The organism is Woronichinia naegeliana WA131 (assembly GCA_025370055.1).
GTDB classification, from domain to species: Bacteria; Cyanobacteriota; Cyanobacteriia; order Cyanobacteriales; family Microcystaceae; genus Woronichinia; species Woronichinia naegeliana.
In genome coordinates this window covers 5,605,184-5,621,069 of record CP073041.1, presented here as the reverse complement: position 1 = coordinate 5,621,069, position 15,886 = coordinate 5,605,184, and the positions used below count along the sequence as shown (strand labels likewise).

At 41.2% G+C, this 15,886-nt stretch carries 17 protein-coding genes; 4 read left to right on the top strand and 13 right to left on the bottom strand.

Annotation, left to right across the window (positions count from 1 at the left end; translation table 11 throughout):
• From KA717_28410 to KA717_28375, 8 genes are all read right to left on the bottom strand, one after another.
• Positions 1–189 carry a hypothetical protein gene (locus KA717_28410; protein ID UXE59649.1) on the bottom strand — a complete coding sequence of 63 codons (189 nt, stop codon included), beginning with the start codon at positions 187–189 and terminating at the stop codon, positions 1–3.
• 1 nt (position 190) lies between these two features.
• Positions 191–448, bottom strand: a complete 258-nt coding sequence (locus tag KA717_28405; GenBank protein UXE59648.1) for a hypothetical protein — start codon at positions 446–448, stop codon at positions 191–193.
• Positions 449–584: 136 nt separating this feature from the next.
• On the bottom strand, positions 585–953 hold the full coding sequence (locus tag KA717_28400) for a DUF5615 family PIN-like protein (protein UXE59647.1): 369 nt from the start codon (positions 951–953) through the stop codon (positions 585–587).
• Positions 950–1,192 carry a DUF433 domain-containing protein gene (locus KA717_28395; GenBank protein ID UXE59646.1) on the bottom strand — a complete coding sequence of 81 codons (243 nt, stop codon included), beginning with the start codon at positions 1,190–1,192 and terminating at the stop codon, positions 950–952. The genes KA717_28400 and KA717_28395 overlap by 4 nt, the downstream gene beginning before the upstream one ends.
• 89 nt (positions 1,193–1,281) lie before the next feature.
• On the bottom strand, positions 1,282–4,560 hold the full coding sequence (locus tag KA717_28390; protein ID UXE59645.1) for a tetratricopeptide repeat protein: 3,279 nt from the start codon (positions 4,558–4,560) through the stop codon (positions 1,282–1,284).
• 5 nt (positions 4,561–4,565) lie between these two features.
• On the bottom strand, positions 4,566–5,084 hold the full coding sequence (locus KA717_28385) for a hypothetical protein (protein UXE59644.1): 519 nt from the start codon (positions 5,082–5,084) through the stop codon (positions 4,566–4,568).
• Between the two features lie 150 nt (positions 5,085–5,234).
• The gene (locus KA717_28380; protein ID UXE59643.1) at positions 5,235–5,402 is read right to left on the bottom strand and encodes a hypothetical protein; all 168 of its coding nucleotides are present in this window, start codon (positions 5,400–5,402) and stop codon (positions 5,235–5,237) included.
• Between the two features lie 144 nt (positions 5,403–5,546).
• On the bottom strand, positions 5,547–7,190 hold the full coding sequence (locus KA717_28375; GenBank protein UXE59642.1) for a CocE/NonD family hydrolase: 1,644 nt from the start codon (positions 7,188–7,190) through the stop codon (positions 5,547–5,549).
• Between the two features lie 357 nt (positions 7,191–7,547).
• On the opposite strand from KA717_28375, the gene KA717_28370 reads away from it, so the two are divergent.
• Positions 7,548–8,072: a DUF3782 domain-containing protein gene (locus KA717_28370; GenBank protein UXE59641.1), complete on the top strand. Its 525-nt coding sequence runs from the start codon at positions 7,548–7,550 to the stop codon at positions 8,070–8,072.
• Positions 8,073–8,262: 190 nt separating this feature from the next.
• The gene (locus KA717_28365; GenBank protein UXE59640.1) at positions 8,263–9,018 is read left to right on the top strand and encodes a Uma2 family endonuclease; all 756 of its coding nucleotides are present in this window, start codon (positions 8,263–8,265) and stop codon (positions 9,016–9,018) included.
• 43 nt (positions 9,019–9,061) lie between these two features.
• Here the strand turns inward: KA717_28365 and KA717_28360 are convergent, their stop codons facing one another.
• From KA717_28360 to KA717_28340, 5 genes are all read right to left on the bottom strand, one after another.
• A complete protein-coding gene (locus tag KA717_28360; GenBank protein ID UXE59639.1) occupies positions 9,062–9,235 on the bottom strand; it encodes a hypothetical protein in 174 nt (57 codons plus the stop codon).
• Between the two features lie 30 nt (positions 9,236–9,265).
• Positions 9,266–11,167: a toll/interleukin-1 receptor domain-containing protein gene (locus KA717_28355; protein UXE59638.1), complete on the bottom strand. Its 1,902-nt coding sequence runs from the start codon at positions 11,165–11,167 to the stop codon at positions 9,266–9,268.
• Positions 11,168–11,235: 68 nt separating this feature from the next.
• A complete protein-coding gene (locus tag KA717_28350) occupies positions 11,236–12,552 on the bottom strand; it encodes a DUF4231 domain-containing protein (protein UXE59637.1) in 1,317 nt (438 codons plus the stop codon).
• Positions 12,549–13,235: a hypothetical protein gene (locus KA717_28345; GenBank protein UXE59636.1), complete on the bottom strand. Its 687-nt coding sequence runs from the start codon at positions 13,233–13,235 to the stop codon at positions 12,549–12,551. Before KA717_28345 ends, KA717_28350 begins: the two co-directional genes overlap by 4 nt.
• A 307-nt stretch (positions 13,236–13,542) precedes the next feature.
• The gene (locus KA717_28340; protein ID UXE64938.1) at positions 13,543–13,704 is read right to left on the bottom strand and encodes a hypothetical protein; all 162 of its coding nucleotides are present in this window, start codon (positions 13,702–13,704) and stop codon (positions 13,543–13,545) included.
• A 47-nt stretch (positions 13,705–13,751) separates the two neighbouring features.
• Here KA717_28340 and KA717_28335 point away from each other — a divergent pair, with 47 nt between their 5' ends.
• Together KA717_28335 and iscB are read left to right on the top strand one after the other, a co-directional pair.
• Positions 13,752–14,420, top strand: a complete 669-nt coding sequence (locus KA717_28335; protein UXE59635.1) for a hypothetical protein — start codon at positions 13,752–13,754, stop codon at positions 14,418–14,420.
• Positions 14,421–14,599: 179 nt separating this feature from the next.
• Positions 14,600–15,877, top strand: coding sequence for an RNA-guided endonuclease IscB (iscB, locus tag KA717_28330; protein UXE59634.1), 1,278 nt, complete (start codon positions 14,600–14,602; stop codon positions 15,875–15,877).
• Positions 15,878–15,886: the final 9 nt, after the last annotated feature.

The following is a 15,886-nucleotide window of genomic DNA, read 5'->3' as shown; positions in this document are numbered from 1 at the left end:
TTAAAGTAGTCTTTCTTTAGCAGAAACAGGTGGATATTTAGTAATTTCTATTAATAATTGTCGTTCTTGTAAACGTTCTTTGTTATTAAAATCTAAAATTCTTGCTGTTACGCTCCCAATGTCAGTGATTGGTTGAATGAAAGCTTCTTTTAATCTTCGTAATTCTACACTGATGTAAGGTCGAGCCATTTTAGTTAGCTCCATTGAGATATTGGTGAGCTTTAGCTTTTGCTAGAGTCATAATATGTTCTAGCATTAAATAAGCATCAAGTTCTTGTTTTTCATCTTGGGTAAGTTCATTATTTTTAGCGTTATAAATTAGGTCTTCTAGGCGATTTTGAGCGGTATCGGAAAGGTGAAAGTTAATCACGGATTGGGGCGTTGTTCCCCTTGCAATTAATTCAATAATTTCGTCATAGACTTTGATAGTTTGGGTTGCTGTATTCATGGGTTTATTCTGTTGGGTTTATTGGGTAGGGAAAAAGCAATTACAATTTAATGAACTGTAAAAGAATTGCTGTTTTTCTATCAGGTTTAAAAGTGGTGATCGCTGTTTAATTTACATCAGGAACACTACTAATTTATCAACCCAATTTTCTAATCCTAAACTTATTTTTATCCACAATCACCGTTGAGTAAATAATTTCTTCTATATCTACGGTGTTGATAAAATTTTCTAAAACCTGTCTAATTTCTACCGCGATCGCTTCAAAGGGTAATCGTAAAATAATAAGACCACAATGGGTATTGGGAGGATAGTTTTTGATATTAGCCCATCCTAGATCACGACTAATAATAATTCGCTGTTCTCGTTGAGCAAATCGAAATAGCTCAGGGTCTTTTGTGCCACTTAGCCCAGAGGTTTTTACATGAATAGCGTCATAACCTTTAGAATTTAGCAGATTGCTTAAACTTAGGGGACAGTCTTCATCAATTAGAAAACGAATTTTCAACTGGCTTTCTCCATTGGATAAATGATTTCATTATTTAAAAGTTCAGAAAAATATGCTAAAGAAGCAAGAATTTGTTCTTGGGTAACTCCATATTCTTCCATGACTTCTTCATAGCTCATTCCACCTGCCAGGGAACCAATAATAATGGCGATCGGGATTCGGGTTCCTGTTAAAATAGGTTTACCATGTTGGATTTCGTTATCTATGGTAACAGCATTATTTAATAGGTTGGTTGGCATTAATTTTCTCCGTTTGAGTTTGATTAAGAATAAACTGATTTAATTTCCTAAAAACTTGACATAATCACATCAATCACAGTTAAGACACTTTACCTAATAAAACGACGCATTAACCACCGAATCAGCCTAAATAGCCAAGCAAACGGTGTCAATAAGATAATTACTATCCTCTGTAACCAAGTTAATAAGCTAGGTTTGGGTTTTTGTCGCTTCGTTGGCATCTTATCAGAATGCAAGGATAACCGTATATTCTGCAATAACTCTGAATCGGTAGTAATTAAATCTAGCAACATTAAGGCTGATTCATTATTAAGTTGGGGTAACTCTGCTTGCTGTGCGATTGCCTGTAGAATACTAATTAGGGTTTGTTTGTCGCATTGCAGCAAATTCATAACCTGCAACAATTTTACTCCAAACAATGACTTAAGGGTATGTGGATGCTGTGTACCTAATACAGCTTGACAAATAGTTAAGGCTTGTTGGGCGAGGTTTTCTGCCTCATTATATTTTCCTTGAGTTTCATAAAATATGGCTAAATTGTTGAGGGAAGTAGCAACATCGGGATGATTATCACCTAATAGTCGTTTCCTCAATTCTAAAGCTTGTAAATAGAGGGGTTCAGCTTCTTCATATCTTCCTTGGGAATAGTATAATGCTGCTAAATTGTTGAGGGAAGTAGCAATATAGGGATGATTTTCCCCTAATAATTGTTTACACAATTCTAAAGCTTGTAAATAGAGAGGTTCAGCATCTTCGTACCTTCCTTGGGAACGGTATAATCCTGCTAAATTGTTGAGGGAAAGTGCTACAAGGGAATGATTCTCCCCTAATAGTCGTCTATACAATTCTAAAGCTTGTGAATAGAGAGGTTCAGCATCTTCGTACCTTCCTTGGGAATAGTATAATGCTGCTAAATTGTTGAGAGAACTCGCAACATAGGGATGATTTTCCCCTAATAGTTGTTTACACAATTCTAAAGCTTGTAAATAGAGAGGTTCAGCATCTTCGTACCTTCCTTGGGAACGGTATAATTCTGCTAAATTGTTGAGGGAAGTAGCAACATAGGGATGATTCTCCCCTAATAGTTGTTTCCTCAATTCTAAAGCTTGTAAATAGAGGGGTTCAGCATCTTCGTACCTTCCTTGGGAACGGTATAATTCTGCTAAATTGTTGAGGGAAGTAGCAACATCGGGATGATTCTCCCCTAATAGTCGTTTCCTCAATTCTAAGGCTTGTAAAAAGAGGGGTTCAGCATCTTCGTACCTTCCTTGGGAATAGTATAATGCTGCTAAATTGTTGAGAGAACTCGCAACATAGGGATGATTCTCCCCTAACAGTCGTCGTCTCAATTCTAAAGCTTGTAAATAGAGGGGTTCAGCATCTTCGTACCTTCCTTGGGATTTGTACAATAATGCTAAATTGTTGAGGGAAGTAGCAACATCGGGATGATTCTCCCCTAAGAGTCGTTGCGTCAATTCTAAAGCTTTTAAATAGAGGGGTTCTGCTGATTCGTACCTTCCTTGGGAACGGTATAATTCTGCTAAATTGTTGAGGGAAGATGCAACATAGGGATGATTCTCCCCTAAGAGTCGTTGCCACAATTCTAAGGCTTGTAAATAGAGGGGTTCTGCTGATTCGTACCTTCCTTGGGAACGGTATAATTCTGCTAAATTGTTGAGGGAAGTTGCAACATCGGGATGATTCTCCCCTAAGAGTCGTTGCCTCAATTCTAAGGCTTGTAAATAGAGGGGTTCTGCTTCTTCGTACCTTCCTTGGGATTTGTACAATCCTGCTAAATTGTTGAGGGAAGTTGCAACATCGGGATGATTCTCCCCTAAGAGTCGTTGCCACAATTCTAAGGCTTGTAAATAGAGGGGTTCTGCTGATTCGTACCTTCCTTGGGAACGGTATAATTCTGCTAAATTGTTGAGGGAAGAAGCAACATCGGGATGATTCTCCCCTAAACGAGATTGTACTGCTTTGAGACAATTATCTAAATATCTTTCTGCTAAGTTATACTGTGCTTGTCCTTGATAAAACCTTGCCAAACCAACAAATGCCCAAAACAAATCATTATCAGGATCAGGAATATCATCCAGCATCTCTTGACTGAGTAACTCCAGATGAGGAATCGCCAGACCCACTCTTTCAATATCTGCCAGAACAAGAGTATAGGGAATCGTCTCCGCTATGGCAATCCCACTGCTGGCAATGGCCTGTTGCAAAGTATGAATAAAATCATCCCCTTCCTGTTGACTCTGATAACGGAAATACTCTCGCAGTAAAGCATGAATAACAATATTTTTGCCATCCTCAATCTCAATCAGAGACAAATTCGCTAACTGCTTGCGGGCTTCCTTGACTGCTTTCTTCTCATAGCCCAAACTGTTCAGTGTCGGCTCCACCAAATCCTGCCAAGGAATAGCCGCCGCCGCAAAACGACCCAACAGCATCGCCAACTGAGTCGCTAAACCGGTTAAACGTTGCCAACTCAAATTAAAGGCCGCGATCACACCTTTCTCTGCTGTGATTCCCCTCACCATTTCATCGGCAAGCGATTCATCCTCAAGATGTAACTGCTGTAAATAGTCTTCCAGAGACAACATTTCATCATCTTTGAGATAATTAGCAACCAACTCTAACGCTAACGGTAAATAACCCAGATATTTACAAATTGCTTTCGTTGTTTCTCTTTCATTCTTAATGCGTGAACTTCCTTGAGCATCCACAATTTTTGTGAACAATTCCAGAGACTCTGCTTCTGATAATATACCCAATGGTAATTCACGAAAACTCGGACTCAGATTCCTTTGTCGCGTCGTCACCATCACCTTAAAACGAGCAGCAATGGGCATTAACGCTGGAGGAATATCTGCTAAATTTTTAACATCGTCAATAATCACTAGAATATTCCCTGTTGACGGATGCCAATTTTGCCAACACCATTTTACTTGTGCCTCAAGGCTTCCCGATTTCTGTAACGCTTCTGGCATTGCTAAATAAGGCGAGGCTTTCAACAAAATTTGAGTCGCTAAATCTCCTTGATTGAGAGAAAACCAATAACAAGCTAGATATGATTGTTGAAACTCTTCTGATAACGCATACTGAACCGCCAACTCAGTTTTACCCACACCCCCCATACCCCGCACCGCGCAAACCGAAACCTTACCCTCGCTTTGTAATGCCTCATGCAAGTTTTTTAAGTCTGGCTTTCTTCCGACAAAATTAGGAGAGCCTAGCCGTACATCACTGGGAATCTTTGTACTTGTTTGCGGTGAATTAATCGTTTGGTTAATCTCAATTTGAGCATTGTTACCAAGCGTCACATTTTGAAATGCTGTCTGACTTTTGTTATCCATAATTGTCATAAAGATTAGTTAATGTCTTGCTTAATTGTAAAAATAGCATCTCCATCGGCTTTGATCTGCTCCGCGCCAATCTGTTCAACGCGATCGCCCTTAGCAGTTTGCTCGATTTCTGCTTTGATTCGACCCGCCGTAACACCTCTTAAACCCACTTGGCTGATTTCTCCTGCTTGAATTGCTTGACCTAAAATCTGTAACTCCTCGGCAAACTCAGGCTCATCATCCATCAACACATCTAGATTTTTGGCAATAGTATCTAAAGCGGTAGAATCACCTTGCGTTGCTTTAACCAAGGCTTCATCAACCTTGGGAGATTTACCTTGTAACTTGGCAATAATTATTTTACGCAAGTCTGACATTTTAGCGATCGCTTCTGCTGTAAACTTCTTAGCAAGTTCCCCTGCCCCTGATTTAATAAATTCTTGGAACGCTAAATTGGCGATCGCGCTTGCTGTTAGGATTGTAATTGGATCTGCCATTGTTGTTAAACTCCTTAGCGGTAAATTAATCGTTTGTGTTTGTTGCATAATCTTATCTTATAATTTGAGCATAATCACCAACAACTAAACAGTCAATCTCTGTCTAAGCAGGGAGACTCATCCCCCCATTCATCCCCAGAGACTAAAAAAAAGTGAGTATGGTGAGACTCCAGATCCGTTAACTCCGTTGAGCTAGTTTCAACATCGGGCAACCTCACCAAACCAACAGGAGAAACCCCCACCAATGGAAAACTGCCTTGAACCTCTTCTCTGGCCCATTAATCGCATCACTCCTGCATCCGTTCCCCCATCCGCCACAATCACTCCCAACTCCTGGGCTAAAGGAGCTAAAACCTTGCTAAACAAACGCTGTAAACGCTGTAAATCCTCTTCACTAATTAAACTGGCCCCCCCCGATCACCACCAAAACAAGGGGGCTACATAAGGTTAAACAGAAAACCAAACACTTGTGTTTACACGGCAGCAACTTTAGGGGGAAAAGATCATAAATTAGACTATGTTTTTGTTTAAACTCAGACAAAGTTTACTATTAAAATGCTTGCCTAATTCAATACTGATAGTAATCACTTGCTGCTCTAATAATTGTGCTTCTGCTAAAGCTTTTCCTGTACCCGCGTTAACATTATAGGCCGGAAAGCAAGCACCACTAAGACTCAATCGTAAGCGATCGCCTTTGGGAATTTTAATACAAGTTGCCTGAAGAGAGAGATTGACAACTGCTTGAGACTGATTAAGGCGACGATAGCCCTGGCTAATATGATAAACGTTGCCATCGGCAGTCATTCTAGACAAAATGGCACAGAGATCAAAACTTTCGCTATCTGCTTGGACTTGAATCTCGACCATCGGAGAACCTAAAAGGTGTAAATCTGTCGTTAGTGGCTCTGAAGTATAGGTGACAATATCGGTGCGACAATCTAACAGCGATCGCTCAAAAACTCCCGCCGGAAAACTTGCATGACCACCTAAAGAAGGTACGGGTCGCCAGGGATCATGGACAAAATAATCCGTTACAGGGATTTCAACATCAGGGAGAGTCGTGACTAATTTTCCCGCCTGATTGTTAATAGCAGCTAATCCATTACTATGAAGATAATGAATCTGTTGTTTGCCTGAAGTAAAATTATCGTAATATCGCCATTGATTACTACCCATTTCAAATAACTTAACGGGCAGATTAGTCATCAAAGCTGAGTTTTTCTGTTTAAGGAAATAGTCAAACCAAGCAATTTGCATCTGATCAATAAAACTATTAGCTGCTTCGCCATAATTTATTTCACCAAGACTCTGCCCCCAGGGTAAATGTCCCCAAGGGCCAACCACTAAATGTTGCGGCGATCGACAACGGTTTTGTAACGTTTGATAAAGACGAAGATTACCCCGCAGATGAGGATCGAACCAACCACCAATATGGAGTATCGGCAAATCGATATTTTCTAGTAGATTTTGGGGCGATAAATTCTGCCAGTAGGGATCGGATTGAGGACGATTTAGCCAGTCGTGATAAAAAGAGTCAGGGGCTAATTCTTGCAAGATCTGAGGATTAGCAGGAATATTGTCGGTTAAGGGTAAGTGACGAGAAGCGTAATAAAGTTTTTGAAAATCGTCATTATCTCCCCTTAATTTGGCCGTTTCTGCGGCTAATTGTATCGCCCAAGCCATATTTAACTGTAAACAAAAGGCGTTATTTTCATAGGCCCAATCCTGATATAAATCCTGGGCAATCATCGCTGGACAAATCGTTTTCAAGTTAGGCGGTTGACTGGCGGCAGCATAGAGTTGGGTCATGCCCTGATAGGAAAAACCATACATTCCCACTTCCCCAGTGCTATTCGGCAGTTGAGCCAGCCAATTTAAGGTATCTAATCCGTCCAGAATTTCGTTTTCAAATAATTTAAATTCTCCTTGAGAAGTTCCTCTACCCCGCACATCTTGAATGATGACAATATAACCCTGGGCTGCATACCAACGGGGATGGGCATAAACCACCGTAGAGGCAATTTTACGACCGTAGGGTTGGCGCATTAATAGGATTGGTAAAGCTTCAGTTGTTTCAGGGTAATAAATATCAGCATCTAGTCGCAGGCGATCGCGGGTCAGCAGGGAAATGGTTTCTTGTTTAACAGTAAGCATTGAGTTTAAATATTTTTTAATGTATGAACGTTACACTCTCTTCCTATCTTCATCTAAAACGGCGATCGCTAAACCAAGGCTTGCCCCCGTTATCTCTGCAATCTCCTAGGCTAAACTAAAGTAGCTTCTGTTTTAAGCCGTAAGATGTACCCAGTCTCACCAACCCTCTCCCCTCGACAAGCCTTGCCGACCATGTACGACCTTCCTAGCAGCGAGCCGAACGAGAAAAACAACTGGCTAATCTGGCGGAATTAGAAATTGTGAAACTGAAACAACTTTTACAGCGATCGCAGATTAACTTGGATTAAGGGTTAATCTACCAATTAAAATAGAGAAAATAATAAAGGTAAATAATCTATGGTAACGACCGCAGATGATGTCTGGCAAATTCTCGCTGAATTAAGCACTGCACAAAAAGAGACCGATCGCCAACTCAAAGAATTAGGTAAGCAAATTAGAGGACTGGGTGCAAAATTTGGCAGTTTTACGGAAGGTCTTGCGCTTCCTTCAATGGAAAAGATTCTCAGACAACGCTTTGGTATGGAAGTTGTTAGTCCTAGTGTGCGAGTGAGCAAAGAAGGCCGACACGTGGAAATTGATGTTCTTGCTTATTCTAATGGCGATCTGAATACTGCCTATATTGTCGAGGTGAAGAGTCATGCCAGGGAAGAGTCTATTGCTCAATTAAAAAGTATTTTGCAACGTTTTCGTAGCTTTTTTCCTGAACATCGGGATAAACGACTCTATGGCATTTTAGCGGCTGTTGATATGTCTCCTGAGTTGCGTCAAAAAACACTACAAGAAGGTTTTTATGTTGCTCGCATTCACGATGAAGTATTTGAACTGGATACTCCTGATAATTTTCAACCTCAATCTTATTAAAGTATCGCGTGTTGAATGGACAGTTGATAATTGACAATGGATAATTATTAATTAATCGGTATCGCATTTTTAAAATCAGGAATGGGCGATCGCGCTCTAACTTCTGGGTTAAACTAAAATAGCTTCCTTTCCAAGCCGTAAGATGTATCAAGTCTCGCCGCAACTCTCTCCCCGACAAGCTCTCCCTACCATGTACGACCTTCCCAGCGAAGAAATAGGAGACCCTGGTTTGCCTGATGAATTTCACCTACTCCAGCCTGAGTTATTGCGCGATACCTTTCGACCCCCAAGCTATCCCGAAGACGAGGTATTTACCGCCAGTGACCTCAATCTTTACTACGATCTGCGTCAATCCCAATGGTATAAGCGTCCAGATTGGTTTGCGGTGTTGGGGCCGCTCCGTCGCTATGATCAACAAAATTTACGTCTGAGTTACGTCGTCTGGCAAGAGGGGGTTAATCCATTTATCGCCATTGAATTACTTTCTCCTGGGACAGAAAAAGAGGATTTAGGGCAAACTCTACGGGAAATCAATCAACCGCCCAATAAATGGACTGTCTATGAACAGATTCTGCGGATTCCCTACTATTTTGTTTTTGATCGCTATACCGATACTTTCCACGCCTTTGGCCTAACAATGAATCGCTATCAACCTTTAACCCTAGAAGGTCAGGGCATTTGGATAGAAGAAATTCAATTGGGATTAGGGCTTTGGCAAGGTTCTTTTCAAAACAGGGAGCGTTTATGGTTACGTTGGTATGATCGAGACGGTAACTGGTTACTCACCCCTGCGGAATCCGAAAAACAAAGGGCTGATTTAGAAAAACAACGTGCCGATCAGGTTTTGTTAGCTCTCAGCCAAGAACAACAACGGACAGAAGAAGCAGAAGCAGAAGTTGCTCGACTCAAACAACTATTACAACAGTCTGGGATTAATCTTGATTAACCTTATAATCTGCCACTTAAACTCGATTGAAAATGCGGTAAATTTAGGGTTTTGGGTTAGTTTTTCCTGGGAGATAGGGTTGACAAATTTGCTGTAATTCTGTTGCTTCGGGATGACTGCCGAGATAAGCACCAATCCAATCGCAGCCTTCTTGCATTAATTTATCGAGGTAAAAATTCCACAACTTCACCGTTTTGTCATCACTCGCAGAAGCCAAGGTTTTGCCATCGCACTTTCAAATATTCAGCTATTTACCGCAGTCTCCAGAAAGCGACATAAACTCATCAGGCTCAGATTTCAAATCACCGAAGATCGGCTCTTTATCTTTAATACGGCGATTTTTATGATCGACGAATTCTTGCTTAAGACAATATTTACTTTTCCCCATTGAATAATAGCTTGCTCCTTTCCAAGTAAAATAGCCTAACGGTAAAGGCATTGGACACGCACCCTGAGACTGTAATGGGTCAACTTGATTATCGGTTAGATGGCCCACGTTATCAACCTCCACAGCCGATTGATACATCTCAAAGCTTTCTGGGTCACGAAAAGTGCAATACGCGATCAAGTCGCCTGCACCTCTTGGATTAGATTTATTGGGATTGTAAAATCCTAAATGTATTGCATTCTTCCAAGTAAAATATGTACCCGCCCGACTCTGCCCTGGCCAACATTTCTCTGATCTCGACACATCTTCTCCCTCTGGGTACTCTTTTAATAATTCTTGAGCGTAGATTGCTTTCATTTTCTCCTTGTACTTGCAGTCGTCAAAGATTTCCTTGGTGAGAACATGGCGTTTCTTTCCCTTGAGGAGAAACACTGCCGCGTTTCCAGGCATCTTGACTATCGTTCCGTCGGGATATGGAATTGGCTTGGGAGCTCTTGTTAACTTATCGGACGATTTTAGTGATAGTGAAAATTTAGATAAAGAAACAAATAATCCATCCGCCTTTAATATAGCCATAACTGTATGAGATATATTGTCGTTGAAGGCTTGTTGGACATCTTTCCAATGAAAAACAATGTCCACGAAATTACCAACAATCACAACTCCAATAGATGAGGTTTGTGATTTTTTGGGGGATGATGATTGTGGATCTTTAGAATTAAACTGAATTTTAGCGTTCTCACAAGTATATTGCATTTCACTCTCAAAAAAAATATAGTACACACCTGGTCTTTTCGGAGCATTGAAATTAATTACGTGCTTGCCCGATGTATCTCCATCAAGCTCTTTACTCTGAATGGAACCAATATCTATACAATCTATCGATGTATTATTATCTTTAATTGGAATTCCAAACACGATTTGGTTCAGTACATTCTTTGCTCCCTCCGCCTCTAACTTCCCCTGGTATAGTCTGGTATAACTGAGTCTATATTTTGATGATCCAGTAATGTGTTGACCCTGTTGAGCAAAAACTACGTTCTGACGATTATGCAAATTCCCTAAAATAGTTCCTGCAATTGTCAGTGGTATGGCAACAACCAACCCAATAGTTGAGTACACAATGCCGAGTAAAAGTTTTTTCTGTTTTATATTGCGATCGCGTAATACTCTACTTGCCTCAACAAACTTCTTTTGCAAATCCGTCGGTTTCGGGTCTTTATTCACTCCCGACTTTAACCAATCCTCTGCTTCGATTAAGTTTTCATCCTGTAATAAAAACCCGTCTTTGCGCTTTTTTTTATCCCACTCTAAAGCCCTTACCAGAAAACGAGTATGACCTTTAACATGGGCAATATCCAAATTCAACGCATCAATTAATTCTTTAAACGATTGCTCAAAATTGTCAGTATCCCGAAAAAATAGCCAATTAGGACGACTAATTGCTGTATGAGCAGAATTTTTTTCCTCTAAAAGCTCGTCGGCATCCCGATAGACAATCGCCAAAATCTGTTTATTATATTTGACGGCGTGGTTAATTTCATCCTGACAAACCGTAGAAGCCACCGAATCAGGACTAATCACAAAAACAAAGGTATCAGCCCCCTCAATCCCCTCCTCGATCTCCTTCCACCACTCCGTCCCCTTGGCTATCCCTTTCCAATCAACCCAGGTTTTGCGTTTGCTGTTCTCTAGAGCCTTATTCAAAATACGCACAAACTCTGAATCGTTACGGGAATAGGAAATAAAAACGTCCGACATAGCTTTTGCGTTTGTGTAAAATAATGCTTAATCGAGATTATAAAGGATTTTTGGATCAAATGCCCTATTTAATTATCAGTTGATGACAAATTTGACCCAGAATCTTCCTGCTTAGGAACTTCCTCCAGATTTACCGATTTTGTCTCCTCATCAGCCTTTTTATCACCATTTCTCTCAGCCTCCTCAGCTTTCTCAGCTTTCTCAGCCTCCTCAGTCTCTTTAGCTTTCTTAGCCTCTTCAGCCTCCTTAGCCAAACGATCCTCATCCATCTTATAAAGATCCGCCATCGCATCCTTCATCTCCTGTACCCAACCCGTTGTTTCCGAACGAATCACCCGCTCCGAACTCTCCACCAACTTCTCAATATTTTTGGGTTCCGTCCGATCCTTATCAGTCAGCGCGTACCACCACCAAAGAATATTTTCCAAATTCGTTGCCGTTTGGTTATAACCAATCAAAGTCGAATCCAATCGCCGAAACTCCAAAAAACTCAAAATAGAAGCCGCGATCGCATTAGTCACCGCAATCCATACATCAAACTTCATCGCCGCCAAAAAAGTTCCCACACCACCCAACAAATAAATCCACCATTGCCATAATTGCCATTTTTTATCCAAATCCAAGGTTTTCTTGCGATACCACTTCAACTGATGGATCAAACGCTCATTAATATACTGTTGAGCCGTTAACGAAGAATAGGGATCAGGCTTAGCATCGCTTACAGCAGATTGATTCTCCTGTTTTTTCTGCGATTGCCTAGGTAAAAACTTTGACCAAAACTTATCAATCCTCTTTTTTAACCAAGATTGACACTTATTAACATTGGGTTCATTCCAAGCCAAACCCGCTTGATTAACCTGAGTTTTCATCAAACGTTCATTAATCGCCTGAATCTCCTGAGCAAAATTAAGATCCCTCATCTTTGGATTACTATAATTCCCCACTTGAGTACGATAACGATAAATTTCCTGCTTAATCACTTCCGCACTAGCCCGCAACAAAATCCAATTAACCCCCCGACCAAACTTAACCGTTCCAGCTAATAAAATACTGACCGAAATCGGAGCAAGAATCACTAAAAATCCCAAAAAATCGCTCATAAATTTGCGAACATTAGGAAAATAGGGGAAATATTGACGCAAGGCCGAAGTTAAATCGAAACCATCGTGATAATTTTTAAACTCAGACTGTAAAACAGCCAACAACGTCACAATCACACTTAATCGCAAAATCAATAACCGCAGAAAAATAAACCGCTTTTGAGCATTCGTTGCACTACGGTCATAGATCGTAAACGTTCGTGAAATATTCTCTAATAAATCTTTATTTAACTTCACAGGAGGCGAAACTTCTGTTGAATTGGGTGATTCCATCGGTTCATTCATAAAGACAAAAACTTTTTTCTTAAAATTGCCTCAAATTGAGTAAAAGAATCTTCCAAATCAAAAAGCGTAATCTCACCCGTTTCTGTCAAATTAGCCACTTCCTGCCGAATTTCCTGCTCAGGATGATTCACCGCCTCAGCAATCTCATCCGCCAACCTGCCACTGCCCTCAATCACCACCAACGGCCGATGAACCTTTAAATTCTCCCGCGCATCCACCAACGCAATACTTCCCCCATTAATCAAGACCGTTACCGAAGGATAATTCCCCGCAATCTGACTCGCAATTCTCGCTAACCAACGTGATTCATCCCCCCATTGATCCCCAGGGACTAGAAAAAAGTGAGTATGGTGCGGCTCCAAATCCGTTAACTCCGTTGAGCTAGTTTCATCATCGGGCAACTTTACCAAACCATCAGGAGAAAACCCCACCAACGGAAAAGTACCTGAAATTTCTTCCCTCGCATTGCCCATCAAACGCATGACCCCAGCATCCGTTCCCCCATCCGCCACAATTAACCCCAATTCCTGGGCTAAAGGAGCTAAAACCTCGCTAAATAAACGCTGTAAACGCTGTAAATCCTCATCACTAATTAAACTAGCTCCTCCAATCACCACCAAAACAGGACGATTCTCTGTCAAACCGATCGCAGACAAAGCCACCGCTAAATCTTGATCTGACATTAGCTTCAGAACCTGGGCTGTTCTGTCATTCCTGAAATTAATAGTAAAGCTTGATTGCATCGATATAAAAATGACAGATTGAATAACAAGGATAACAGTGGAAAGCTTTCAGGGCAAACACTCCCTAGATTGACGGAAAAAGTAGGGTGTTCGGTTTCCGTCCCCTAGTATCAGAGCGCAGCCTTGCAGAAAAAGAAGGAAAAAATAGATAATAAAAAAATAGAACCCTTGACTGAATGTTAGCGACGGAAATTCAGTCCTGATCTTCACTTCTTGCTCTGACCCCTAAATTATGCTCGTTTTAACCTCAACCCCTAACCACCCTTCCAGCGATCGTCATCATCCAACCCAAGGTGAAGAATTGCAAGATGACCCGATCCTCTGTTCCCACTGCCAACGCACTGCCAACAATGGGATTAAATGCAAGGGTATCTGCGTCGCCGACAGCGATTATTAAGCCACACACCATTACTGAATCTCTAGCCTTTTCTTTTTCCTAACTTAGCAATTTATCCTATGGCCGTTCAACCCTTTGATTTTAGCCACTATTTTACTTATCGTGAAATTGAAGCCTTTCTAGCCGATCTCGTCATTCATTATCCACAATTAATTAAACAACAGGTGATCGGTCAAAGCTATGGCGGCCAAGATATTTGGGTTTTAATCGTTACGCAACAACAAACGGGTCATTACCTGACCAAGCCGGGTTACTGGATTGATGCTAATACCCATGCAGGGGAAGTGACTGGCTCAGCCGTTGCCCTCTATAGTCTCTATCAACTGGTGACTCAGTATGGCCAAGATCCACAAATTACCTATCTTTTAGATCACTATACTATCTATGTTTTACCTCGTTTAGCGGTGGATGGAGCCGAGAAATATTTAACCACTCCCTACTGTTTGCGTTCTAGTATTCGCGCCTATCCCTACCCCGAAGAGCGAGATGGTCTTTATCCCGAAGATATTAACCAGGATGGTTTGATTCTGCAAATGCGGATTCAGGATGCTTGTGGTGCATGGAAAGTATCAGAACAGGATGCCAGGGTAATGGTGCGACGAGAGCCGGAAGAGTTTGGCAGTACTTACTATACCTTGCTCACGGAAGGACTGATTCGCAATTATGATCAGTGTCAGCACCCCCGACTGAAGTACGGGGGCTTCGTGCCTCTAACTTCAGTTAGCTGACCAGGTTAAGTCCTTCGAGGACTACGTTTTTTGAGTCATAACACCGACGAATGCGTAGCCAGTTTGTCGCTCTGTTGTTGAAAGTTAAACATCTTTACGGGGTTAAGGAAGTGCTTTCAATCTAACAAGCTCTTAAAACATTACCGAGGCTAACATTACCCAAGAAATTGGAGTTATCTATGTCTAATTATGTTTTTGTTATTGATACCGATAAACAGCCTTGTAATCCAGTGCATCCTGCTCAAGCACGATTGTTACTGAATCAGAAAAAAGCTGCTGTATTTCGTCGGTATCCCTTCACCATTATTCTCAAGGAGAAGCAAGAAGATGTAGAAGTCAATTCGTTGACTCTTAAAATCGACCCAGGCTCTCAAGCAACAGGGATTGCTATTCTCAATGGAGAAGATGTCATTTGGGGAGCCGAATTATCTCACCGAGGACAACAAATCAAGTCCGACTTAGATTCCCGTCGCGCTATTCGTCGTAATCGCCGAAATCGTAAAACTCGCTATCGTCCTGCTCGATTCCTTAATCGGAAAAAGGAAAAGGGATGGTTAACTCCCAGTCTCCAACATCGAGTAGATACCACGCTAACCTTGGTCAAGAAATTGATTCGTTACTGTCCTGTCACTAGCATTGTTCAGGAGTTGGTTCGATTCGATTTACAGAAAATGGAAAACCCTGAAATCTCTGGTATTGAATACCAACAAGGAGAGTTACAGGGTTACGAAGTGCGGGAATATCTCTTGGAAAAATGGAACCGTCAATGTGCCTATTGTGGAGCAAAGAATATCCCTCTCCAAGTTGAGCATATTCAACCCAAGGCGAAGGGCGGAACTAATCGCATTTCCAATCTTTGTTTAGCCTGTGAACCCTGTAATATTGGCAAGGGAACTCAGGATATTAAAGACTTTCTTTCAGGAAAACCTGATGTCTTGAAACGAGTATTGAGTCAGGCAAAGTCTCCTTTAAAGGATGCCGCCGCCGTTAATTCGACCCGTTGGGCTTTATTTAATGCCTTAAAGATCACTGGATTACCTGTTTCTACGGGATCTGGTGGACAAACTAAGTTTAATCGCACTCGATTAAAATTAACTAAAGCTCATTGGATTGATGCCGCTTGTGTAGGAACGATTGATTCTTTACGGATTGTCACCAAGCAGCCTTTATTGATTAAGGCAACAGGACATGGATGCCGTCAAATGTGTCGCACCGATAAATTTGGCTTCCCATCTCGTTATGTCCCTCGCCTTAAGTTTATTAAAGGATTTCAGACAGGTGACATTGTTAAGGCAATCGTAACTTCTGGAAAGAAAATCGTAACTTACGTTGGACGAGTTGCTGTTCGTTCTAGTGGTAGTTTCAATATTTCAACATCCTCACAGCTAATACAAGGAATTGGGCATAAATACTGTCGGGCAATTCATCGTAAAGATGGTTACTCCTATAGTTTTTAACCCATATTT